At 70.6% G+C, this 20,079-nt stretch carries 16 protein-coding genes, 1 pseudogene and 1 riboswitch; of the genes and pseudogenes, 14 read left to right on the forward strand and 3 right to left on the reverse strand.

Translation table 11 applies throughout. From position 1 onward, the window contains the following. From M5C96_RS01625 to M5C96_RS01635, 3 genes are all read left to right on the forward strand, one after another. Window positions 1-501, forward strand: a complete 501-nt coding sequence (locus M5C96_RS01625) for an LPS-assembly lipoprotein LptE (protein WP_272566755.1) — start codon at window positions 1-3, stop codon at window positions 499-501. A 100-nt stretch (window positions 502-601) separates the two neighbouring features. After that, window positions 602-1,654 carry a DNA polymerase III subunit delta gene (gene holA / locus M5C96_RS01630; RefSeq protein WP_272566756.1) on the forward strand — a complete coding sequence of 351 codons (1,053 nt, stop codon included), beginning with the start codon at window positions 602-604 and terminating at the stop codon, window positions 1,652-1,654. Window positions 1,655-1,679: 25 nt separating this feature from the next. Beyond that, complete coding sequence (locus M5C96_RS01635) at window positions 1,680-3,017, forward strand: NAD(P)/FAD-dependent oxidoreductase (RefSeq protein ID WP_272566758.1); 1,338 nt, start codon at window positions 1,680-1,682, stop codon at window positions 3,015-3,017. Between the two features lie 34 nt (window positions 3,018-3,051). Here M5C96_RS01635 and M5C96_RS01640 read toward each other — a convergent pair whose 3' ends face one another. Both M5C96_RS01640 and mntP read right to left on the reverse strand, forming a co-directional pair. After that, window positions 3,052-3,354 carry a hypothetical protein gene (locus M5C96_RS01640; protein ID WP_272566759.1) on the reverse strand — a complete coding sequence of 101 codons (303 nt, stop codon included), beginning with the start codon at window positions 3,352-3,354 and terminating at the stop codon, window positions 3,052-3,054. 25 nt (window positions 3,355-3,379) lie between these two features. Continuing rightward, complete coding sequence (mntP, locus tag M5C96_RS01645; protein WP_272566760.1) at window positions 3,380-3,946, reverse strand: manganese efflux pump MntP; 567 nt, start codon at window positions 3,944-3,946, stop codon at window positions 3,380-3,382. A 15-nt stretch (window positions 3,947-3,961) separates the two neighbouring features. Then, window positions 3,962-4,149: riboswitch (yybP-ykoY riboswitch) on the reverse strand. A 469-nt stretch (window positions 4,150-4,618) separates the two neighbouring features. Here mntP and M5C96_RS01655 point away from each other — a divergent pair. Next, window positions 4,619-5,899 (forward strand): annotated as a pseudogene (locus M5C96_RS01655) (phosphoethanolamine transferase). 129 nt (window positions 5,900-6,028) lie between these two features. Here M5C96_RS01655 and M5C96_RS01660 read toward each other — a convergent pair. Beyond that, window positions 6,029-6,418, reverse strand: coding sequence for a nuclear transport factor 2 family protein (locus M5C96_RS01660; protein WP_272566766.1), 390 nt, complete (start codon window positions 6,416-6,418; stop codon window positions 6,029-6,031). Between the two features lie 269 nt (window positions 6,419-6,687). Between M5C96_RS01660 and M5C96_RS01665 the strand changes: the two genes are divergently transcribed. The 10 genes from M5C96_RS01665 (at window position 6,688) to M5C96_RS01710 (ending at window position 20,002) form a co-directional block, all read left to right on the forward strand. Then, window positions 6,688-7,926, forward strand: a complete 1,239-nt coding sequence (locus M5C96_RS01665; protein ID WP_272566768.1) for an ABC transporter substrate-binding protein — start codon at window positions 6,688-6,690, stop codon at window positions 7,924-7,926. A 52-nt stretch (window positions 7,927-7,978) separates the two neighbouring features. Next, the gene (locus tag M5C96_RS01670) at window positions 7,979-9,910 is read left to right on the forward strand and encodes an ABC transporter permease (protein WP_272566769.1); all 1,932 of its coding nucleotides are present in this window, start codon (window positions 7,979-7,981) and stop codon (window positions 9,908-9,910) included. After that, the gene (locus tag M5C96_RS01675; RefSeq protein WP_272566770.1) at window positions 9,907-10,701 is read left to right on the forward strand and encodes an ABC transporter ATP-binding protein; all 795 of its coding nucleotides are present in this window, start codon (window positions 9,907-9,909) and stop codon (window positions 10,699-10,701) included. Before M5C96_RS01670 ends, M5C96_RS01675 begins: the two co-directional genes overlap by 4 nt. Continuing rightward, on the forward strand, window positions 10,698-11,444 hold the full coding sequence (locus M5C96_RS01680) for an ABC transporter ATP-binding protein (protein WP_272566771.1): 747 nt from the start codon (window positions 10,698-10,700) through the stop codon (window positions 11,442-11,444). Before M5C96_RS01675 ends, M5C96_RS01680 begins: the two co-directional genes overlap by 4 nt. An 8-nt stretch (window positions 11,445-11,452) precedes the next feature. Beyond that, the gene (locus tag M5C96_RS01685; RefSeq protein WP_272566772.1) at window positions 11,453-12,055 is read left to right on the forward strand and encodes a nucleotidyltransferase family protein; all 603 of its coding nucleotides are present in this window, start codon (window positions 11,453-11,455) and stop codon (window positions 12,053-12,055) included. Between the two features lie 160 nt (window positions 12,056-12,215). Further along, window positions 12,216-13,496, forward strand: coding sequence for a glutamate-5-semialdehyde dehydrogenase (locus tag M5C96_RS01690; RefSeq protein ID WP_272566774.1), 1,281 nt, complete (start codon window positions 12,216-12,218; stop codon window positions 13,494-13,496). A gap of 44 nt (window positions 13,497-13,540) precedes the next feature. Continuing rightward, complete coding sequence (gene trkA / locus M5C96_RS01695; protein ID WP_272566775.1) at window positions 13,541-15,031, forward strand: Trk system potassium transporter TrkA; 1,491 nt, start codon at window positions 13,541-13,543, stop codon at window positions 15,029-15,031. 43 nt (window positions 15,032-15,074) lie between these two features. Continuing rightward, window positions 15,075-16,541: a TrkH family potassium uptake protein gene (locus tag M5C96_RS01700; protein ID WP_272566776.1), complete on the forward strand. Its 1,467-nt coding sequence runs from the start codon at window positions 15,075-15,077 to the stop codon at window positions 16,539-16,541. A 130-nt stretch (window positions 16,542-16,671) separates the two neighbouring features. Continuing rightward, complete coding sequence (gene gshA, locus M5C96_RS01705; protein ID WP_272566777.1) at window positions 16,672-17,967, forward strand: glutamate--cysteine ligase; 1,296 nt, start codon at window positions 16,672-16,674, stop codon at window positions 17,965-17,967. 166 nt (window positions 17,968-18,133) lie between these two features. Next, complete coding sequence (locus M5C96_RS01710) at window positions 18,134-20,002, forward strand: potassium transporter Kup (protein ID WP_272566778.1); 1,869 nt, start codon at window positions 18,134-18,136, stop codon at window positions 20,000-20,002. Window positions 20,003-20,079: the final 77 nt, after the last annotated feature.

Here is a 20,079-nt window from a genome sequence, read left to right on the forward strand (position 1 = left end):
ATGCAAAAACGCACCCTCCTGTCGCTGCTGGCCGTCGCGCCCCTGGCCGCCTGCGGCTTTCACCTGCGCCGCGCGCCCGAGTTCCAGTTCCGCTCGCTCTACGTGGAGGCGGGCGGCGGCTCGCCCCTGGCGCGCGAGCTGCAGCGCACGCTGCAGGGCGCGGGCGGCAACCTCACGGTGCTGCGCGATCCCACGCAAAAGACCACGGCCGACGCCATTTTCGAGCTGCTGTCCGAGCAGCGCGAGCGCGTGGTGGTGGGCTACAACGCCTCGGGCCAGGTGCGCGAGTTGCAGTTGCGCCTGCGCATCCACTTTCGCCTGCGCAACCAGCAGGGCGCGGAGCTGATCCCCGACACCGAGCTGCTCCAGCAGCGCGACGTGAGCTACAACGAAAGCATCGCGCTCGCCAAGGAGGCCGAAGAAGCGCTGCTGTACCGCAACATGCAGACCGACCTCGTGCAGCAGCTGCTGCGCCGGCTCGCCGCGGCGCGCCCGGTTTGATGGTCGGCACTCCGATTGCTATTGATTTGATAGCTGCGACCGCATGTTTTCCTAGGGCATGCGGCCTGTTTCATTCAAAGATCCTGCCCTGGCCGCTCCCATGCAAGTCGCTCTGAACCAACTCGCCGCGCACCTGCAAAAGGGCGTGCGGTCGCTCTACACCTTGCATGGCGACGAACCGCTCCTGCAGCAGGAGGCGGCCGACGCCATCCGCGCGGCGGCGCGGGCCCAGGGCTACACCGAGCGCAGCAGCCACACCGTGGCCGGCGCGCACTTCGACTGGAGCGCCGTGCTGGCGGCCGGCGGCTCGCTCTCGCTCTTCGCCGACAAGCAGATCGTGGAGATCCGCATCCCCTCGGGCAAGCCCGGCAAGGACGGCGGCGCGGCGCTGCAGCAGATCGCCGAGGCCGCGCAGGGCAACGACAGCACGCTCACCCTGGTGCTGCTGCCGCGCCTGGACAAGGCCACCCGCACCGGGGGCTGGTTCAGCGCGCTGGACGGCCGGGGCATCTCGGTGCAGATCGACCCGGTGGAGCGCGCCGCGCTGCCGCAGTGGATCGCCCAGCGCCTGTCGCTGCAGGGCCAGCGCGTGGCCGGCGGCGACGAGGGCCAGCGCACGCTGCAGTTCTTCGCCGACCGCGTGGAAGGCAACCTGCTTGCCGCGCACCAGGAGATCGCCAAGCTCGCGCTGCTGCATCCGCCCGGCGAGCTGTCGTGGGCCCAGGTCGAGGCGGCGGTGCTCAACGTGGCGCGCTACGACGTGTTCAAGCTCTCCGAGGCGGTGCTCTCGGGCCAGGTGGCCCGGGTGCAGCGCATGCTCGATGGCCTGCAGGCCGAGGGCGAGGCCGAAGTGCTGGTGCACTGGGCGCTGGCCGAGGACATCCGCGCCTTGAAGCGCGTGAAGGACGCGCTCAACGCCGGCAAGCCCCTGCCCATCGCCCTGCGCGAAAACCGCATCTGGGGCCCCAAGGAGCGCCTGTTCGAGCGCATCGCGCCGCGTTTTTCCGATGCCGCCGCGGCCCGGCTGCTGCAGTCCGCGCACACGGTGGACGGCATCGTCAAGGGCCTCAAGGCGCCCGACTGGCCCACCGATGGCTGGCAGGCGCTGCAGCGGCTGGCGCTGCAGCTGTGCAAGGCCTGCGGGGCGCGCTGAGCGCCCGCAGCGCCTTTCGTTCGCCTTGCCGACACCGCGTCCCACCCCCTTGCGCCTGCCGGCCGACGATGCTACCAACGGCTGGTCGGCCATCCTGCCGCCGCGCGCGCCGCGCCCGGCGCTGCAGGGCCCCGTGCGGGCCGACTGGCTGGTGCTGGGCGCCGGCTACGCGGGCCTGGCCGCGGCGCGCCGCCTGGCCGAGCTGCGCCCGCACGCGCACGTGGTGCTGGTCGATGCGGGCACGGTGGGCGACAACGCCTCGGGCCGCAACTCCGGCTTCGCCATCGACGTGCCGCACAACGTGGGCAGTTCGCTCGAAGAGCTGCGCCAGGCCGCGCACTACCAGCGCCTGCTGGCCGCCGGCCTGGCCGACCTGCAGCGGCACATCGCCGCACACGCCATCGACTGCCAGTGGCGCCGCGCGGGCAAGTACCACTGCGCCGTGTCGCCCGCGGCCGGGCGCACGCTGGACCACCACGCCCAGGAGCTGCGCGCACTGGGTGAGCCGCACGAACGGCTGGACCGTGATGCGCTCGCCGCGCGCCTGGGCACGCGCTACTTCGCCGCCGGGTTGTACACGCCGGGCACGGTGCTGCTCAACCCGGCCGCGCTGTGCCGGGGCCTGGCCGATGCGCTGCCCGCCCAGGTCGCGCTGTACGAGAACACGCCCGTGCACGCGCTGGACATCGCCCCGCACGCGGTGGTGGCCCACACCGCGCAGGGGCGCATCGAAGCGCCGCAGCTCATCGTGGCCAGCAACCCTTTCGCGCAGCAGCTCGGCCTGTTCCAGGGCGAGACCTTTCCGCTGGCCACGTTCGGCTCGCTGAGCGCGCCGCTCACGCCCGCGCAGCGCGAGCGCCTGGGCGCACCGCAGGGCTGGGGCGTGACGCCGGTGAACGCCGTGGCCGGCGCCACGCTGCGCTACACCGACGACCACCGCCTGCTGGTGCGCCAGGGCTTCGAATACGCGCCGCGCTTTCGCGTGGCCGCCGCCGTGCGCGAGCGCGTGCGGCGCGCGCACCGGGCCGTGTTCGATGCGCGGTTTCCGCAGCTGGCCGACGTGCCGCTCGCGCATTTCTGGGAAGGCGCCATCGCCATCACGCGCAACGGCGCGCCGCGCTGGGGGCGCTTTGCCCCCAACGTGCACGGCGTGGCGGGCTGCAACGGCGTGGGCATCGTCAAGCACACGGTGCTGGGCGCGCTCGCGGCCGATCTGGCGCTGGGCCAGGACCATCCGTTGATCGCCGACGCTCTGGCGCTGGGCGCGCCCGCGCGCATGCCGCCCGCGCCGTTCCTGGGCCTGGGCCTGGGCGTGCGCGCCTACATCGCCCGGGAGAAGTGGGCGGGCCGCGCCGAGCGGTGACCGGGCGGTGGATGGGGCGCGGTGGCCGGCCCGGTCAGCCCGCCTGGCGCAGCACGTCCCCGGCCTTGTCCACCCACTGCTGGAGGCTGTCCAGCAGGTCCTTCTGGCTGAACGAGCAGCTTTCCTCGGAAAACAGCGCGCTCGATTCGAGGCGGTCGAGCAGGCCGTGCAGCACCTCGGCATAGCGCGGGGGCAGGGCGGCCAGCAGCGCGTCCTGCGCGCGGGCCGTGGCGCTCAGCTCGGTGGCGCTGCCGCCCGGGGCGCGGCAGCGGGCCAGGGCGGAGTCCAGCGTGGCCAGTTGCACGAGGGCGGTGGTGGTGTCGGAAAAACGGGTCATGCGGCAAGGGTAGCGCGGGCCGGGATCAGAACGTGGTCAGGTGCTCGTAGAGGATCACCGAGCCGATGCCGATCAGCAGCACGCCGCCCACGGCCTCGGCCCAGCGGCCCGCGATGCTTCCCAGCACCCGGCCGACCATCACGCCGATCGTGACCATGGCAAACGTCGCCAGGCCGATGGCCGCCGCCACGGGCAGGATGCCCACGTCGAGGAACGCCAGCCCCACGCCCACGGCCATCGCATCGATGCTGGTGGCAAAGCCGGTCACGGCCAGCAGCCAGAAGCCGTGGCGGGCGGGCTTTTCGGCTTCGGCATCGGGCGCCTGGAACGCGGCGTACACCATGCGCAGGCCGAGGATGGTCAGCAGCGTGAACGCGATCCAGTGGTCCCATTCCTTCACGTAGCCGGAGGCGGCGTAGCCCAGCGCCCAGCCGGCGATCGGGGTGAGCGCCTCGATGACGCCGAAGATGGCGCCGGTGCGCAAGGCTTCGGACCAGCGGGGTTTCTGCAGGGCGCTGCCCTTGCCGACGGCGGCGGCGAAGGCGTCGGTGGACATGGCCAGCGCGAGCAAGGCGGTGGAGGCGAAATTCATGGTGGGGAAGTCGTTGTACGGCCGGGCGAGCGCAAAGGCACGCCCCCGCTGCCCGACCTTTCGTCGCGGTGGCATGCCGATGGTCTCGCCAACCGCAACGGTTGCCTGCGCCACGGCATGCAGCATGCCGAGTGTGTTGACGCAGGCGCCTTCGTACAACGCTCGAAAGACATTGCACGAAAGCCGGCTACTCCCCAAGGGAGCGCGGATTATAGAAGCCCCTGCCGGCCTGGGGCCGCGCCGGCCCTGGCGCGTGCGGGGGCTTGGCCCGCTGTCAGAATCCGCGCCACCCCGACGAGCCGGATCCCGAACGTGCCAGACCCTTCCTCCCTTTCCGCGGCCCCGCCGCCCGCGCCGCGGCAGGCGCTGCGCGCCCTGGGCCTGGCCATGGCCACGGTGCTGGCGCTGGTGGCCCTCGGGCACGATGGCCGCCGTGTGGCGCAATTGATGGCGCTGGCCCTGCCCGCCCTGCTGTGGCTGGCCTGGCCGGTGCGCAGCGATGCCGTGCACCGGCTGCGCACCGCCGCCGTGTGGCTGTGGGCCATGGCCTTCGCGCTCGACGGCGTGGCGCGCGCCTATCTGCTGGACGCCTACCAGGCCGCGCCCGACAGCACGCTGGTGCTCGGCGCGGCCGCCAACGCCACGGGCCGCGAGAGCGCCGAATACCTGTCGATGCACTGGCGCTCGGTGGCCGTGTGGTCGGCGGCGCTGGTGGGTGCCGCGTGGCTGGTGGGCCGCAGCGCGCGCCGGGGCCTGCGCACCGCCGTGCGCTGGCCGCGAAGCCTGGTGGCGCTGCTGTGCGCACTGCTGGCGCTCAGCGCCCTGGGCTATGCCAGCAAGCCGTGGCGCCGGCTGCACCCGGTCGCCTACTGGATGCACTGGAACGCGGCGGTCCACGGCCTGCGCAGCGGCTGGGCCGACCAGGAGCGCCAGCGCAGCGCCCTGCTGGAGCGCGCGCGGCAGGCGGCGCCCGCGGTCACGCGCGCCGGCCCGTCCACCGTGGTGCTGGTGGTAACCGACAGCATCAACCGCGACAACCTGGGCCTGTACGGCTACGCGCGCGCCACCACGCCGCGCCTGGAGGCGCAGCAGCGCGTGCTGGGCGGGGAGATGGCCGTGCTGCGCAATGCATGGTCGGTCGATGCCAGCACGCTGCCGGCACTGGCCAACCTCTTCGGCTTCGGGTAGCCGGGCCGGGCCGACGGGCAGCACGTGCTGGCGCTGGCCCGCGCCGCGGGCTACAAGGTCTGGTGGATGAGCAACCACGACGACGTGGCGATCGAGCAGCAGCATGCGCGCCTGGCCGACGTGGTGGATCTGGTCAACCGCACGCCGGGCCGCGCGGGCGCCTCGCTGGACGGCGAGCTGCTGGACTGCGTGCAGGAGGCGCTGGACGACCCCGCCGAGCGCAAGCTGATCGTGGTGCACCTGATGGGCGCGCACCCGCACTACCGGCTGCGCTTTCCGAGCGGCGACAACCCGTTCGACGACCACGTGGACGCGGTCGAGGCGCAGCTGGCCGGCCAGGGCCGCTCGGCCTGGGTGCGGCGCTACCGCCAGCAGTACGACGCCGCCCTGCTGTACCACGACTTCGTGGTGTCCGAGACGCTGCAGCTGGCGCGCGCCGGGGCGCGGCCGGGCGAGTCCCGGGCGTGGATGTATCTGTCCGACCACGGCCAGGAGGTCGGCCACGGCAGCGACCGCGCGGGCCACAGCCCCGCGACCGCCTCGGGCTACCGCATTCCCACGGTGATCTGGCGCAGCGCGGCGGCGCAGCCGGTGTCCGCCGCCACGGCGCAGCGGCCGTTCCGCGCCGACTGGGCGGCCTGGACCCTGGCCGATCTGCTGCACATCGGCTGGGCCGGTGCCATGCCGGAGCGCAACGTGCTGGACGACCGCTACCGCTGGGTGGCGCCGACGCTGCCGGTAGCGGTGCCGTCGTTCTCGGAGTGAGGGCGGCGCAGGCGGGCATGCCTCTGGCTTTTGGATGCATGCCCCAATCGGGCTCCACCGCAATAATACCTAGGGCATGTAGCTATTAATTTAATAGCATCTGCCGGGACATCGCTTTCGCGCCCGGAATCAGGCCATCGCACGATCGACCAGCAGGGTGTCGGTGAACTGCTCGAAGCGCACGATTCGCTCGCCCTGCACCTGCCACACGTGCGCCGCCCGCGCCTGCATGGCCTTGCCCGTGCGGCCATGGGTGCCCGAGTAGCTACCGACGCCCACGATGCGGTCGCCGCCATCGATCAACGTCTCCAGATCGAAGCGGTAGCCGATCCAGTCGGCGCCCAGCACCTTGAAAACTCTGTCGATCACCTGCTGAGGCCCCACCCAGGTGCCCGCGCATGGAAAACCCGCCATTTCGGTCCACTGCACTTCGGGCGCCATGTCGGCCATCATGGCGGCGATGTCCTGGCGGGCGGAGGCGGCGTAGTGGGCGGTGATGAGTTCGAAAGGCGTGCGCATGGAGATTCCGAAAGCAGTGAAGGACAGGCCGCCATGCCGAACGGGGCAGGGCGGTGGCGAGACGTTCCGGCATGTTTAACACGGCCGGCGCCCGGCGGGGTCGCCCGGGCCGGCCGCTACCCGGGACAATGCGATCCGCAAGGCCATGGAATCGCTGCGATTTTCGGGGCTGGGCCTGCGGCGGATGTGCCAGCATCGGGGGTTTGCGCGGTTGCGCCGGTGGACCCGCAGGAAAAGTCGGCCCGCCCTTTATTTCGCTAGGAGTTGTCATGAGCTTTCCCCACCGTTTCGTTGCGGGCGCCGGCGCGCGCTGGCTGGCTGCGGCCTGTGTCGCCGTGTTGGGCGCTTTTCCCGGTGTCCCCGCCTGGGCGCAGGGCACGATCAAGATCGGCGAGATCAACAGCTACAAGGCCCAGCCGGTGTTCCTGGAGGCCTACAAGAAGGGCATGCACCTGGCGGTGGACGAGGTCAATGCCGCGGGCGGCATCGGCGGCAGGAAGCTCGAACTGGTCACGCGCGACGACAATGCCAACCCCGGCGAGGCCGTGCGGCTGGCCGACGAGCTGGTCTCGCGCGAGCGGGTGGACATCCTGGCGGGCAGCTTCCTGTCGCACATCGGCCTGGCGCTGTCCGACTACGCCAAGCAAAAGAAGCGCTTTTTCCTGGCCAGCGAAGCGCTCACCGACAAGATCACCTGGCAAAACGGCAACGCCTACACATACCGCCTGCGCTCGTCCACCCACATGCTGTCGTCGGCCCTGGTGCCCGAGGCGCTCAAGCTCCAGAAAAAGCGCTGGGCCATCGTGTACCCCAACTACGAATACGGCCAGTCGGCGGTGGACACGTTCAAGAAGCGCATGAAGGCGCAGCAGCCCGGCATCGAGTTCGTCACCGAGCAGGCCGCGCCGCTGGGCAAGCTGGACGCCGGCAGCGTGGCCCAGGCCATCGCCGATGCCAAGCCCGACGCCATCTTCAACGCGCTGTTCGGCCCCGATCTGGCCAAGTTCGTGCGCGAAGGCACCACGCGCGGCCTGTTCAAGAGCACCCCGGTGGTGAGCCTGCTGACCGGCGAGCCCGAGTACCTGGAGCCGCTGCGCGACGAGGCGCCCGTGGGCTGGATCGTCACCGGCTACCCCTGGTACAGCATCGACACGCCGGCCCACAAGGCGTTCGTCGCGGCCTACCAGGCCAAGTACGGCAAGGAAGACCTGCGCCTGGGCGCGCTGATCGGCTACGACACCATCCAGTCCCTGGCCGCGGGCGTGAAGCGCGCGGGCGGCAAGACCGATGCCGAGTCGCTGGCCAAGGCGTTCAGCGGCCTCCAGGTGTCCACGCCCGACGGCCCCATCGAATACCGCGCGATCGACCACCAGTCCACGCTGGGCGTGTACGTGGGCAAGATCGCGCTCAAGGACGGCAAGGGCGTGATGGTCGACTACCGCTACGTGCCCGGCGACACCCTGCTGCCGCCCGAGGCCGAGGTGCGCGCGCTGCGCCCCGCGCCCTGACGCGCCGGCCTGCCGATCGCCCGCGACCCCGCCGCGCCCCGTTCCGCCCGCGATGGATTTCTCCGGCTTCCTGACCCAGCTGCTCAACGGGCTGGCCGAGGCGTCGTCGCTCTTCCTGGTGGCGGCCGGCCTGTCGCTGATCTTCGGGGTGACGCGCATCGTCAACTTCGCGCATGGGTCGTTCTACATGCTGGGCCTGTACCTGGCGTATTCGCTGGTCGAGCACATGGCGGGTCTGGCCGGTGGGCCGCTGGGCTACTGGCTCGGCCTGCTGCTGGCGGCGCTGGCGGTGGGCGCCTTCGGCGCGCTGGTGGAGGTGGTGCTGCTGCGGCGCATCTACCGCGCGCCGGAGCTGTTCCAGCTGCTGGCCACGTTCGCGCTGGTGCTGGTGGTGAGCGATGCGGTTCTGTGGCTCTGGGGGCCCGAGGAACTGCTGGGCCGGCGCGCACCGGGCCTGGCGGGATCGATCGAGCTGATGGGCCGGCAGTACCCGGCCTACAACCTGTTCTTGATCGCCCTGGGCCCATTGGTGCTGGGCCTGCTGTGGCTGCTGCTCACGCGCACGCGTTGGGGCACGCTGGTGCGCGCCGCCACGCAGGACCGCGAAATGCTCGGCGCCCTGGGCGTCAACCAGGCGTGGCTCTTCACGGGCGTGTTCGCGCTGGGCGCCATGCTCGCGGGGCTGGGCGGCGCGGTGCAGCTGCCGCGCGAGCCGGCCAGCCTGGCGCTGGACCTGCGCGCCATCGGCGAGGCGTTCGTGATCGTGGTGGTGGGCGGCATGGGGTCGATCCCGGGCGCCTACGTGGCCGCGCTGCTGATCGCCGAGATCAAGGCGCTGTGCGTGGGGCTGGGCACGGTGCAGTGGTTCGGCGTCGAGGTGTCGTTCTCCAAGCTCACGCTGGTAGTGGAGTTCCTGGTGATGGCCCTGGTGCTGGTGTTCCGGCCCTGGGGGCTGATGGGGCGGCCCCAGGCCACGAGCCGCAATTCGGCACCCGCGGAGGCGCCGCTGCGCCCAGGCACGCCGCTGTTCCGGGCCGCGGTGGTGGCCGTGCTGGCGGCCCTGGCCGCGCTGCCGCTGCTGTCGGCCTGGCTGCCGTATGCCACGGTGCTGGCGCAGGACGTGCTGGTGGCGGTGCTCTTCGCGGTGAGCCTGCACTTCATCATGGGCCCGGGCGGCCTGCATTCGTTCGGCCACGCGGCCTACTACGGGCTGGGCGCCTACGGCGCGGCGGTGCTGCTCAAGGCCTTCAGCATGCCCATGCCGCTGGCCATGGCGCTCGCGCCGCTGGTGGCTGGGGCCGGCGCGCTGGTCTTCGGCTGGTTCTGCGTGCGCCTGTCGGGCGTGTACTTGGCCATGCTGACCCTCGCGTTCTCGCAGATCGTGTGGTCGGTGGTGTTCCAGTGGGATGCCGTCACCGGCGGCTCCAACGGCCTGATCGGCGTGTGGCCCGCGCCGTGGCTGGGCGGCGCGGGCTACTACTACCTCACGCTGGCGCTGGTGGGGCTGTCGGTGTTCGCGCTGCGGCGCGTGCTGTTCGCGCCGTTCGGCTACGCGCTGCGTGCGGGGCGCGACTCGGCGCTGCGGGCCGAGGCGGTGGGCATCGACGTGCGGCGCGTGCAGTGGACGGCCTTCGTGATCGCGGGCGGGTTCGCCGGCCTGGCGGGCAGCCTGTTCGCGTTCTCCAAAGGCAGCATTTCGCCCGAGGCGGTGGCCGTGGGCCAGTCGGTGAACGGGCTGGTCATGGTGCTGCTGGGCGGCCTGCAAACGCTGCTGGGGCCCATCGTCGGCGCGGCGGCGTTCAGCGTGCTGCAGGACGCCATCCTGCGGGCCACGGAGTATTGGCGCGCGCTGTTCGGCGGGGTGATCCTGCTGCTGGTGCTGGCTTTCCCGCAGGGCATCGCGGGCTTTGCGCAGCAGATCGCGCAGCGCCGGGCCGAACGATCGGCGGTGGCGCCCGCCATCCCCGAGGGGCCTTCGCCATGACGCTGCTCCAGGTGCGCGGCCTGCGCAAATCCTATGGCGGCGTGCAGGCCGTCGATGGCATCGGCTTCGACCTGGCGGCGGGGGAATTGCTCGCGCTCATCGGGCCCAACGGGGCGGGCAAGTCCACCACCTTCGACATGGTGGGCGGGCAGACGAAGGCCACGGCCGGCTCGGTGCAGCTGCAGGGGCGCGAGCTGCTGGGCCTGCCGCCCCGCGCCATCGCGCGCCTGGGCGTGGGCCGCACCTTCCAGATCGCGGCCACGTTCGCCTCGCTCACCGTGGTCGAGAACGTGCAGATGGCGCTGCTGTCGCACCACCGGCGCGTGTTCGCGCTCTGGCGGCCCGCCGCCTCGCACTACCGCGCCGAGGCGATGGGGCTCCTGGCCCAGGTCGGCATGGACGCGCAGGCCGACCGCCCGTGCAGCGAACTGGCCTACGGCGACGTCAAGCGCGTGGAGCTGGCCCTGGCGCTGGCCAACGATCCGCAACTGCTGCTGATGGACGAGCCCACCGCCGGCATGGCGCCGCAGGAGCGCAGCGACCTCATGGCGCTCACCGGGCGGCTCGTGGCCGAGCGCCGCATGGCGGTGCTGTTCACCGAGCACAGCATGGACGTGGTGTTCGCCCATGCGGACCGCATCATCGTGCTGGCGCAGGGCCGGCTCATCGCCGAGGGCGATGCCCACGCGATCCGCAACCACCCCGGAGTGCAGGCGGTGTACCTGGGCGCCGGCACGACCTTCGGGGAAAAGAGCGAGCACCGGGAAGCGGTGCCAGAGGGCGCGGCATGACGGCCCCCGCGGCGCCGCCGCCGCCGCTGCTGGAGGTCTCCGGCCTGAACGCCTGGTACGGCGCGGCGCACATCCTGTTCGACGTGTCGCTGCAGGTGCGCCGCGGCGAGGTCGTGGCGCTGATGGGCCGCAACGGCGCGGGCAAGTCCACCACCTTCAAGGCCATCATGGGTCTGCTCGCGCGGCGGCAGGGGCGGGTGGATTTTCTCGGCCGCCCGATCGCGGGCCTGCAGCCCTACGAGATCGCGCGGATGGGCCTGGGCTTCGTGCCCGAGGACCGGCGCGTGTTCGCCGACCTCACGGTCACCGAGAACCTGGAGGTCGGCCGCCAGCCGCCCCGGCGCTGGCCCGATGGCAGCGAGGCGCCGTCCTGGACGCCCGCCGCGCTGTACCGGCTCTTTCCCAACCTGGGCGCCATGCCGCAGCGGCCCGGCGGGCAGATGAGCGGCGGCGAGCAGCAGATGCTCACCGTGGCGCGCACGCTCATGGGCAACCCGTACCTGGTGCTGCTGGACGAGCCCTCCGAGGGCGTGGCGCCCGTGATCGTCGAGCAGATGGCGCAGACGATCCTGCAGCTCAAGGCCCGGGGCGCGAGCATCCTGCTGTCCGAGCAGAACGTGCGCTTTGCCGAGATGGTGTCCGACCGGGCCTATGTGCTGGAAAAGGGCCAGATCCGCTACGAGGGCTCGATCGAGGCGCTGTCGCGCAACGAGGAGGTGCGCCGCGCGTACCTCGCGGTGTAGGCCGCGCCATGGACACCGCCCGCGACGAAGCCCTGCCCACGGCGCCGGCCCACGGCGTGGTCGGCGTGCTGCTGGCGGCGGGCCACGCGCGGCGCTTCGGCAGCGACAAGCGCCGCGTGCCCTGGCCCGGCCACGGCTCGCTGATGGAGGCCGCGCTCGCGCCGCTGCAGGCCGTGTGCCCGCGCGTCGTCGCCGTGCTGCCGCCGGGCGATGCCTGGGGGCTGATGCTGTGCCGGCGCCTGCAGGTCGAGGTGGCTTGGTCGTTCCGGCGCGGCGATGGGCTGGCGGCCTCGCTGTCGGCCGCCCTGCCGCTGGTGCGCGGCGCGCCGGCCATCGTGGTCGCGCTGGCCGACATGGGGGACGTGCGGGCGGCCACCGTGCGCGCGCTCATCGCGGCCTGGCAGCGCCAGCCGGGGCAGCCCGTGCTGCCGGTGTTCGGCGGCCAGCCCGGCAATCCGCGGCTGATCCCGGCAGTGCTGTATCCCCGGCTGGAGGGGCTGTCGGGCGACGACGGCGTGCGCCGTGCGCTCGACTGGGCGGCCGCGCAGCGCTGCGCGGTGGACGACCCCGGCGTGCTGCGCGATCTGGACACGCCCGCCGGGCTGGGGTGACGGCGGCGGTCCCGGAAAGGGTTCGGGGTCGAATCGGGCTCCGGCGCAATCAGTACTAGGGCATTGTGCTATCAAATTGGTAGTGATTTCGCTCTCGAGGGTGAGCGGCGCGACAGCCCTGCGTTTCCGCGGCCGCGGCAACTGCGTCAAAATCACGCCCATGAACGCGCTCCACATCGCCGAATACACCCATGGCCTCGGCATCCAGGCAAAAGCGGCTTCCGCGCAGATGGCGCGGGCGCCCTCGGCGGTCAAGAGCCGGGCCCTGCTCGCCCTGGCCCGCCTGCTGCGCGAGCAGACCGCCCCGCTGCAGGAGAGCAACGCCCGCGACCTGGAGCGCGCCCGCGCCGCCGGCCTGGCCGAGCCCATGGTCGATCGCCTGAAGCTCACCCCCAAAGTGCTGGAAACCTGCGCGCTCGGCTGCGAGCAGCTCGCCGCCATGGGCGACGTGATCGGCGAGATCACCGGCATGCGCCAGCAGCCCAGCGGCATCCGCGTCGGCCAGATGCGCGTGCCCATCGGCGTGTTCGGCATGATCTACGAGAGCCGCCCCAACGTGACCATCGAGGCCGCCAGCCTCAGCATCAAGAGCGGCAACGCCTGCATCCTGCGCGGCGGCTCCGAGGCCATCGACTCCAACAAGGCCCTGGCGGCCCTGGTGCAGCAGGCCCTGGCCGAGGCCGGCCTGCCCGAGGACGCGGTGCAGCTGGTGCAGACCACCGACCGCGAGGCCGTGGGCCACCTGATCGCCATGCCCGAGTACGTGGACGTCATCATCCCGCGCGGCGGCAAGGGCCTGATCGAGCGCATCAGCCGCGACGCCAAGGTGCCGGTCATCAAGCACCTGGACGGCAACTGCCACACCTATGTGGACGACCCCTGCGACATCGCCATGGCGGTGAAGGTGGCCGACAACGCCAAGACGAACAAGTACAGCCCGTGCAACGCCAGCGAGAGCCTGCTGGTGGCGCGCGGCGCGGCGGCCGCCTTTTTGCCGCAGATCGGCGCGGTCTATGCCGGCAAGGGCGTGGAGATGCGCGGCTGCCCCGAATCGCTCGCCCTGCTGGCCGGCGTGCCGGGCGCGAAGCTGGTGCCCGCCACCGAGCAGGACTGGAGCGAGGAATACCTCGCCCCGATCATCAGCGTGAAGGTGGTGGACGGCCTGGACGAGGCCATCGCCCACATCAACCGCTACTCCAGCCACCACACCGACGCCATCCTCACCACCCACCACGGCCACGCCCAGCGCTTCCTGCGCGAGGTGGATTCGGCCAGCGTGATGGTCAACGCCAGCACCCGGTTCGCCGACGGCTTCGAGTACGGGCTGGGCGCCGAGATCGGCATCAGCACCGACAAGTTCCATGCCCGCGGCCCGGTGGGCATCGAGGGCCTGACCTCGCTCAAGTACGTGGTGCTGGGCGAAGGCGAAGTGCGCGGCTGACGCGCTCCCAGCGAGCCCGCGGTCCGGCCCAGCCCCCCACTGACATGAAAATCATCATCCTCGGCGCGGGCCGCGTCGGCTGCAGCGTGGCCGACAGCCTCGTGTCCGAGCAGAACGACATCACCGTCATCGACACGGACGCCCAGCGCCTGCGCGATCTGGAATCACGCTTCGACCTGCGCGGCGTGGTGGGCAACGGCATCGACCCCGAGGTGCTGGCCGAGGCCGGCGCGCGCGACACCGACCTGCTGATCGCCTGCGCCGCGCAGGACGAGACCAACCTCGTGTGCTGCAAGGTCGCGCAGTTGCTCTTCAACGTGCCCACGCGCATCGCGCGGGTGCGCTCCTCGGGCTTCGAGCACGACCGCGAGCAGGCCGCGCTGCTGCTGGGCAAGGACGGCTTCGCGGTGGACCGCATCATCTGCCCCGAGGAATCGCTGACGCGCTACATCGGCAAGCTGGTGGAGTACCCCGAGGCACTGCAGGTGCGCGAATTCGCCGGCGGCCGGGCCTGCCTGGTGTCGGTGCGCGTGCGGGCCGGCGCGACCGTGGCGGGCGTGCGCATCGCCGACATGCGGGCCGGCATCCCGGACGTGGCCATGCGCATGGTGGCCATCTACCGCCGCTTTCCCGAAGAGCCCGACCGCTTCATCGCCTGCGACGGCGACACGCGCATCGCGGCGGGCGACGAGGTCTTCGTGCTGTCCGCGCGCGAGCACATTCCCCAGGTGCTGGCCGCCATGCACCAGCGCGACGGCCAGCCCGCGCGGGCGGTGCGCCGCATCATGATCGCCGGCGGCGGCCGCGTGGGCCTGCGCCTGGCGCGGCAGCTGGCGCAGCAGGGGCGCTTTCACATCAAGGTGATCGAGGGCGATCCGGACCGCTGCGTCGAGCTGGCCTCCACGCTGCCCTCCGAGGTGCTGGTGCTGCAGGGCGATGCCACGGACGAAGACCTGCTGGGTGACGAGAACGTCGAGGAGGTGGACCTGTTCCTCGCGCTCACCGACGACGACGAGGACAACATCATGGCCTGCCTGCTGGCCAAGCGCATGGGCGCGAGCCGCGTGCTGGCGCTGATCAACCGGCGCTCCTACGCCGACCTGATGCACGGCACGCAGATCGACATCGCGCTGTCGCCCGCGCAGGCCATGCTGGGCGAGCTGCTGGCCTACGTGCGCCGCGGCGACGTGCAGGCCGTGCACAGCCTGCGCCGGGGCGTGGCCGAGGCGCTGGAGATCGTGGCGCGCGGCGACCGCAAGAGCTCGCGCGTGGTGGGCCGCAAGGTCGGCGACCTGCACCTGCCGCCCGAGGTGCACATGGGGCTGATCGTGCGCGGGCTGTCCGGCGCGGAGCCGGGGGCGGATGCGGCGCCGGCCGAGGGCGATGGCCCGGACGCCTTCGCCGAACCCCAGGTCATCATCCCGCGCAGCCACACGGTGATCGAAAGCGGGGACCACGTGGTGTTCTTCCTGCCGAACAAGCGGCTGGTGCGCGATGTGGAAAAGGCCTTCCGCCTGGGCGCCACGTTCTTCTGAACCCGCGCCCCCGACCCTCTTCGTTTCCTTCCACACCGACACCATGGCGGACCTTCTTCCCGTTCTGCGCGTGCTGGGCGCGCTGCTCGCCCTGTTCTCGCTGGCTTTCGGCGTGCCGCTGGCGGCCTCCTGGTGGACGGGCGACGGCCTGTGGCCGCAATACGCCGGCGCCCTGGCGGCCACGCTGCTGTGCGGCGGCGGGCTGTGGGCGGGTCTGCGCCACCAGGCGCGGGAACTGCAGCCGCGCCACGGCATCATCCTCGTCGCGCTCGTGTGGGTGGTGCTGCCGCTGTTCGCCGCGCTGCCGCTGCTGCTGGCCATGCACCAGATCGGCCGGCCGATATCGTTCACGCATGCCTACTTCGAGGCCGTCTCGGGCCTGACCACCACGGGCGGCACCGTGCTGACGGGGCTGGATGCGCTGCCGCTGTCGATCAACGTGTGGCGCACCTTCATGCAGTGGCTGGGCGGCATGGGCATCCTGATCCTGGCGGTGGCCGTGCTGCCGCTGCTGGGCGTGGGCGCCAGCCAGCTCTTCAAGGCCGAGGCTGCGGGCCCGGTCAAGGACACCAAGCTCACCCCACGCATGACCGAAACCGCCAAGGGGCTGTGGGGCGTGTACGTGCTCTTTTCGCTGGCGTGTGCGCTGGCCTACTGGCTGGGCGGCATGCCGCCGGCCGATGCCGTCATGCACATGTTCACCACGGTGAGCCTGGGCGGGCTGTCGTCGCACGACAGCAGCTTCGGCCATTTCCAGTCGCCGCTGCTCGAATCCATCGCGGTGGTGTTCATGGTGGTGGCCAGCTGCAACTTCGCGCTGTATTTCGTCGCGCTGCGCAAGGGCCACTGGCGCAGCCTGTGGTGCGACCCCGAGATGCGCGCCACCGTGCTCACGCTGCTGGGCGGCGGTTTGTTCGTCGCGCTGCTGCTGTGGGCCAAGGACGTCTATGCGCCGCTGGCGGCGCTGCGGCACGGGTTCTTCCATGTGGTGTCGGTCGCCACGACGACGGGCTTCGCCACCACCGACTACCTGGCCTGGCCGGTGTTCGCGCCGATCTTCATGCTCATGCTGTCGGGCGTGGCCACCAGCGCGGGATCGACCGGCGGCGGCATCAAGATGGTGCGCATGCTGATCCTGCTGAAGCAGGCCCGCCGCGAGATGACGCGCCTGGCCCACCCCCGCGCCGTGCAGCCCGTGCGCCTGGGCCGCGCGGTGGTGGACCACCGCATGATCTTCTCGGTGCTGGCGTTCATGCTGGTCTACGGCGCCACGGTCACGGTGCTGAGCATGGTGCTGCTGCTGACCGACCTGGACCTGGTGAGCGCGTTCTCCGCCGTGCTGGCCAGCGTCAACTGCACGGGGCCGGGCCTGGGGCTGCTCGGGCCGTCGGCCACCTACGCGGTGCTCACCGAGTTCCAGCTCTGGGTCTGCACCCTGGCCATGCTGCTCGGGCGGCTGGAGATCCTGAGCTTCATGGTGCTGCTCACCCCGGCGTTCTGGCGGCGGTAGCGCGGGGAGGCGGCCCGCACGGGCCGGGGCGGCGCGCCGGTGGCGAAAGCCGGCGGCCGGGGTTGCGAAGCCGGGGCGCGTCCCCATATCCCTACAATTCAACGCGTCTTTCGTCTTCCGAGGGCTTTTCATGGTTCCGCATCTCATCACCGCCCTCACGGGACCGATCAACGAGCTCGAACAGCGCATTCTCGATTCCATGCCCGCGATCGAGCGGTGGTTCCGCCTGGAGTGGATGGAGCACACGCCCCCGTTCTATACGTCGGTGGACATCCGCAATGCCGGCTTCAAGCTCGCTCCGGTGGACACCAACCTGTTTCCCGGCGGCTGGAACAACCTGACCACCGACATGCTGCCCCTGGCCGTGCAGGCGGCCATGGCGGCCATCGAGAAGATCTGCCCCGAGGCCCGCAACCTGCTCATCGTGCCGGAGAACCACAGCCGCAACACGTTCTACCTGGCGAACGTGATCCAGCTGCAGCGCATCTTCAACATGGCGGGGCTCAACGTGCGCGTGGGCTCCATCAGCCCCGAGATCAAGAAGCCCACCACGGTGACCCTGCCCAACGGCGACTCCGTCACGCTCGAGCCCGTGGTCCGTACCAAGGGGCGCTTGGGGCTCAAGAACTTCGATCCCTGCACCATCTTGCTCAACAACGACCTCTCGGCCGGCCCCCCGGGCATCCTGGAGGACATCCACGAGCAGTACCTGCTGCCGCCGCTGCACGCCGGCTGGAGCGTGCGCCGCAAGAGCCGCCATTTCCAGAGCTACGAGGAAGTGTCCAAGCGCTTCGGCAAGCTGCTGGGCATCGACCCGTGGCTCATCAACCCGCTGTTCAGCCGCTGCGAAGGCGTCGACTTCAACGAAGGCACGGGCATGGAGGGGCTGCGCGCGGCCGTCGATGCGCAGTTGGGCAAGGTGCGCCGCAAGTACAAAGAATACGGCATCAACGAAAAGCCCTTCGTCATCGTGAAGGCCGACAACGGCACCTACGGCATGGGCATCATGACCGTGCGCGACGCCAAGGACCTGGACGCGCTCAACCGCAAGACCCGGAACAAGATGGCCGTCATCAAGGACGGGCAGGCGGTGAGCGACGTGATCATCCAGGAAGGCGTGCTCACGCAGGAGCGGGTGCACGAGGCCGTGGCCGAGCCGGTCGTCTACATGATGGACCGCTACGTGGTCGGGGGCTTTTACCGCATGCATGCCGAGCGCGGCGTGGACGAGAACCTCAACGCCCCCGGCGCGAGCTTCGTGCCCCTGGCCTTCGAGCACAGCACGCACCTGCCCCAGCCCGGCGCCCGCCCCGGCGCCAGCGCGCCCAACCGCTTCTATATGTATGGTGTGGTGGCGCGCCTGGCGATGCTCGCCGCCAGCTACGAGCTGGAAGCCACCAACCCCGAGGCCGAGATCTACGACTGACGGCCGCGCGTCCACGCTCGGGCAAGGGGAGGGGGCGGCCGTGGCCGCCTCAGTTGCTGCATTGCAACAACCGGGCGGGGGCCGAACCATCGGGGGCGAGCCGCGCCACAATAGCGGTCCCCCAATATCGGAATCCCGGTTGGCCCCGGTGCCAGCGGGCCAGTCTGTGCAAAGTTCCAAGTCCTCGCTCGCGGCGCTCACCCTGGGCGCCATCGGCGTCGTGTATGGCGATATCGGCACCAGCGTGCTGTATGCGGTCAAGGAGGTGTTCGGCTCGGGACACGTGGCCTTCACGCCCCAGAACGTCTACGGCATCCTGTCCATCTTCTTCTGGACGCTGACCACCATCGTCTCGCTCAAATACGTGGTGCTGGTCCTGCGGGCCGACAACAACGGGGAAGGCGGGCTCATCGCCATGCTGGCGCTGGCCTCCCAGGCGGTGAAGGACAAGCCCCGGCTGCGCAGCGTGCTGCTGTGCATCGGCATCTTCGGCACCTCGCTCTTCTATGGCGACGGGGTCATCACCCCGGCCATCTCGGTGCTGTCGGCGGTCGAGGGGCTCGAAGTGGTGTCGCCGCACTTCGGCAAGGCCGTCATCCCGCTCACCCTCGTCGTGCTGTTTTGCCTGTTCGCGGTGCAAAAGCGCGGCACCGGCGGCATCGGGCGCTATTTCGGGCCCATCACCCTGGTGTGGTTCCTGAGCCTGGCCGCCCTGGGCATTCCGCACATCATCGGCCACCCGGAAATCCTGGGCGCCCTGAGCCCGCACCATGCGCTGGGCTTCATCTGGAACAACCCGGGCACCAGCTTCATCGTGCTGGGCGCGGTGGTGCTGTGCGTGACCGGTGCCGAGGCGCTCTACGCCGACCTAGGCCACTTCGGCAAGAAACCCATTCGCCTGGCCTGGTTCAGCGTGGCGATGCCGGCGCTCACCATCAACTATTTCGGCCAGGGCGCGCTGCTGCTGGCCGAGCCCGAGGCGGTGAAGAACCCGTTCTACATGATGGCCCCCGACTGGGCGCTGATCCCGCTGGTCATCATGGCCACCATGGCGACCGTCATCGCCTCGCAGGCGCTCATCACCGGCGCCTTCAGCGTGACCAAGCAGGTCATCCAGCTCGGCTACCTGCCGCGCCTGAACATCCTGCACACCAGCGTACGGGACACGGGCCAGATCTACATCCCGTTCGTCAACTGGATGCTGTTCGTCGCCATCGTGCTGGCGGTGGTCATGTTCCGCTCCAGCAGCAACCTGGCGGCCGCCTACGGCATCGCGGTCACGCTGGACATGCTCATCACCACCGTGCTCACCTTCTTCGTGATCCGGTACGGCTGGAAGTACCCGCTCGCCCTGTGCGTCGCGGCCACGGGCTCGTTCTTCGTGGTGGACCTGGCCTTCTTCAGTTCCAACCTGCTCAAGCTGTTCCAGGGCGGTTGGTTCCCGCTGCTGATCGGCGGCATCGTCTTCACCCTGATGATGACCTGGAAGCGCGGGCGCGAGCTACTCAACGAAAAGCTGCGCGACGACTCCCTGGACCTGCGCGACTTCCTCACCGCCGTCTTCGTCAGCCCGCCCACCCGGGTGAACGGCACCGCCGTCTTCCTGACGGCCGAGACGGGCTCGGTGCCCAATGCGCTGCTGCACAACCTCAAGCACAACAAGGTGCTGCACGAACAGAACCTGTTCGTGACCGTGCGCAGCCACGAGGTCCCCTGGATCGGGCTGGACCGGCGGCTGCAGGTCGAACCCCTGGGCGGCGACTGCTGGCAGGTGATCGTGCACTACGGCTTCAAGAACGATCCCGACCTGCCCGGCGCCCTGGCGCTGATGCGCGGGCGCGGCTGCGAGCTGGAGCCCATGACCACCAGCTACTTCCTGTCGCGCGATGTCGTCATCCCCACCATCGGCAGCGGCATGGCCCCGTGGCGCGAGAAGCTCTTCGCGCAGATGCACCACAACGCGAGCGGCGCTGCCGGCTTCCTGAATCTGCCGGGCAATGCGGTGGTGGAACTGGGCTCCAAGATCGAGATTTGAGAGTTCATGGCTTTTTCTGGCGCATGCCGGCGGTTTGATTGTCCTTGTAGCTATTGATTTGATAGCAACTCGACCAG

The sequence above is a fragment of the Acidovorax sp. GBBC 1281 genome (assembly GCF_028473645.1).
Classification (GTDB): domain Bacteria; phylum Pseudomonadota; class Gammaproteobacteria; order Burkholderiales; family Burkholderiaceae_C; genus Paracidovorax.

Excerpts from the sequence above, each read along its gene's own strand:
- M5C96_RS01625 (WP_272566755.1), top strand. The coding sequence starts at position 1 with ATGCAAAAACGCACCCTCCTGTCGCTGCTGGCCGTCGCGCCCCTGGCC.
- holA (WP_272566756.1), top strand. The coding sequence starts at position 602 with ATGCAAGTCGCTCTGAACCAACTCGCCGCGCACCTGCAAAAGGGCGTG.
- M5C96_RS01640 (WP_272566759.1), bottom strand. The coding sequence starts at position 3,354 with ATGACCCGTTTTTCCGACACCACCACCGCCCTCGTGCAACTGGCCACG.
- mntP (WP_272566760.1), bottom strand. The coding sequence starts at position 3,946 with ATGAATTTCGCCTCCACCGCCTTGCTCGCGCTGGCCATGTCCACCGAC.
- M5C96_RS01660 (WP_272566766.1), bottom strand. The coding sequence starts at position 6,418 with ATGCGCACGCCTTTCGAACTCATCACCGCCCACTACGCCGCCTCCGCC.
- M5C96_RS01665 (WP_272566768.1), top strand. The coding sequence starts at position 6,688 with ATGAGCTTTCCCCACCGTTTCGTTGCGGGCGCCGGCGCGCGCTGGCTG.
- M5C96_RS01670 (WP_272566769.1), top strand. The coding sequence starts at position 7,979 with ATGGATTTCTCCGGCTTCCTGACCCAGCTGCTCAACGGGCTGGCCGAG.
- M5C96_RS01675 (WP_272566770.1), top strand. The coding sequence starts at position 9,907 with ATGACGCTGCTCCAGGTGCGCGGCCTGCGCAAATCCTATGGCGGCGTG.
- M5C96_RS01680 (WP_272566771.1), top strand. The coding sequence starts at position 10,698 with ATGACGGCCCCCGCGGCGCCGCCGCCGCCGCTGCTGGAGGTCTCCGGC.
- M5C96_RS01685 (WP_272566772.1), top strand. The coding sequence starts at position 11,453 with ATGGACACCGCCCGCGACGAAGCCCTGCCCACGGCGCCGGCCCACGGC.
- M5C96_RS01690 (WP_272566774.1), top strand. The coding sequence starts at position 12,216 with ATGAACGCGCTCCACATCGCCGAATACACCCATGGCCTCGGCATCCAG.
- trkA (WP_272566775.1), top strand. The coding sequence starts at position 13,541 with ATGAAAATCATCATCCTCGGCGCGGGCCGCGTCGGCTGCAGCGTGGCC.
- M5C96_RS01700 (WP_272566776.1), top strand. The coding sequence starts at position 15,075 with ATGGCGGACCTTCTTCCCGTTCTGCGCGTGCTGGGCGCGCTGCTCGCC.
- gshA (WP_272566777.1), top strand. The coding sequence starts at position 16,672 with ATGGTTCCGCATCTCATCACCGCCCTCACGGGACCGATCAACGAGCTC.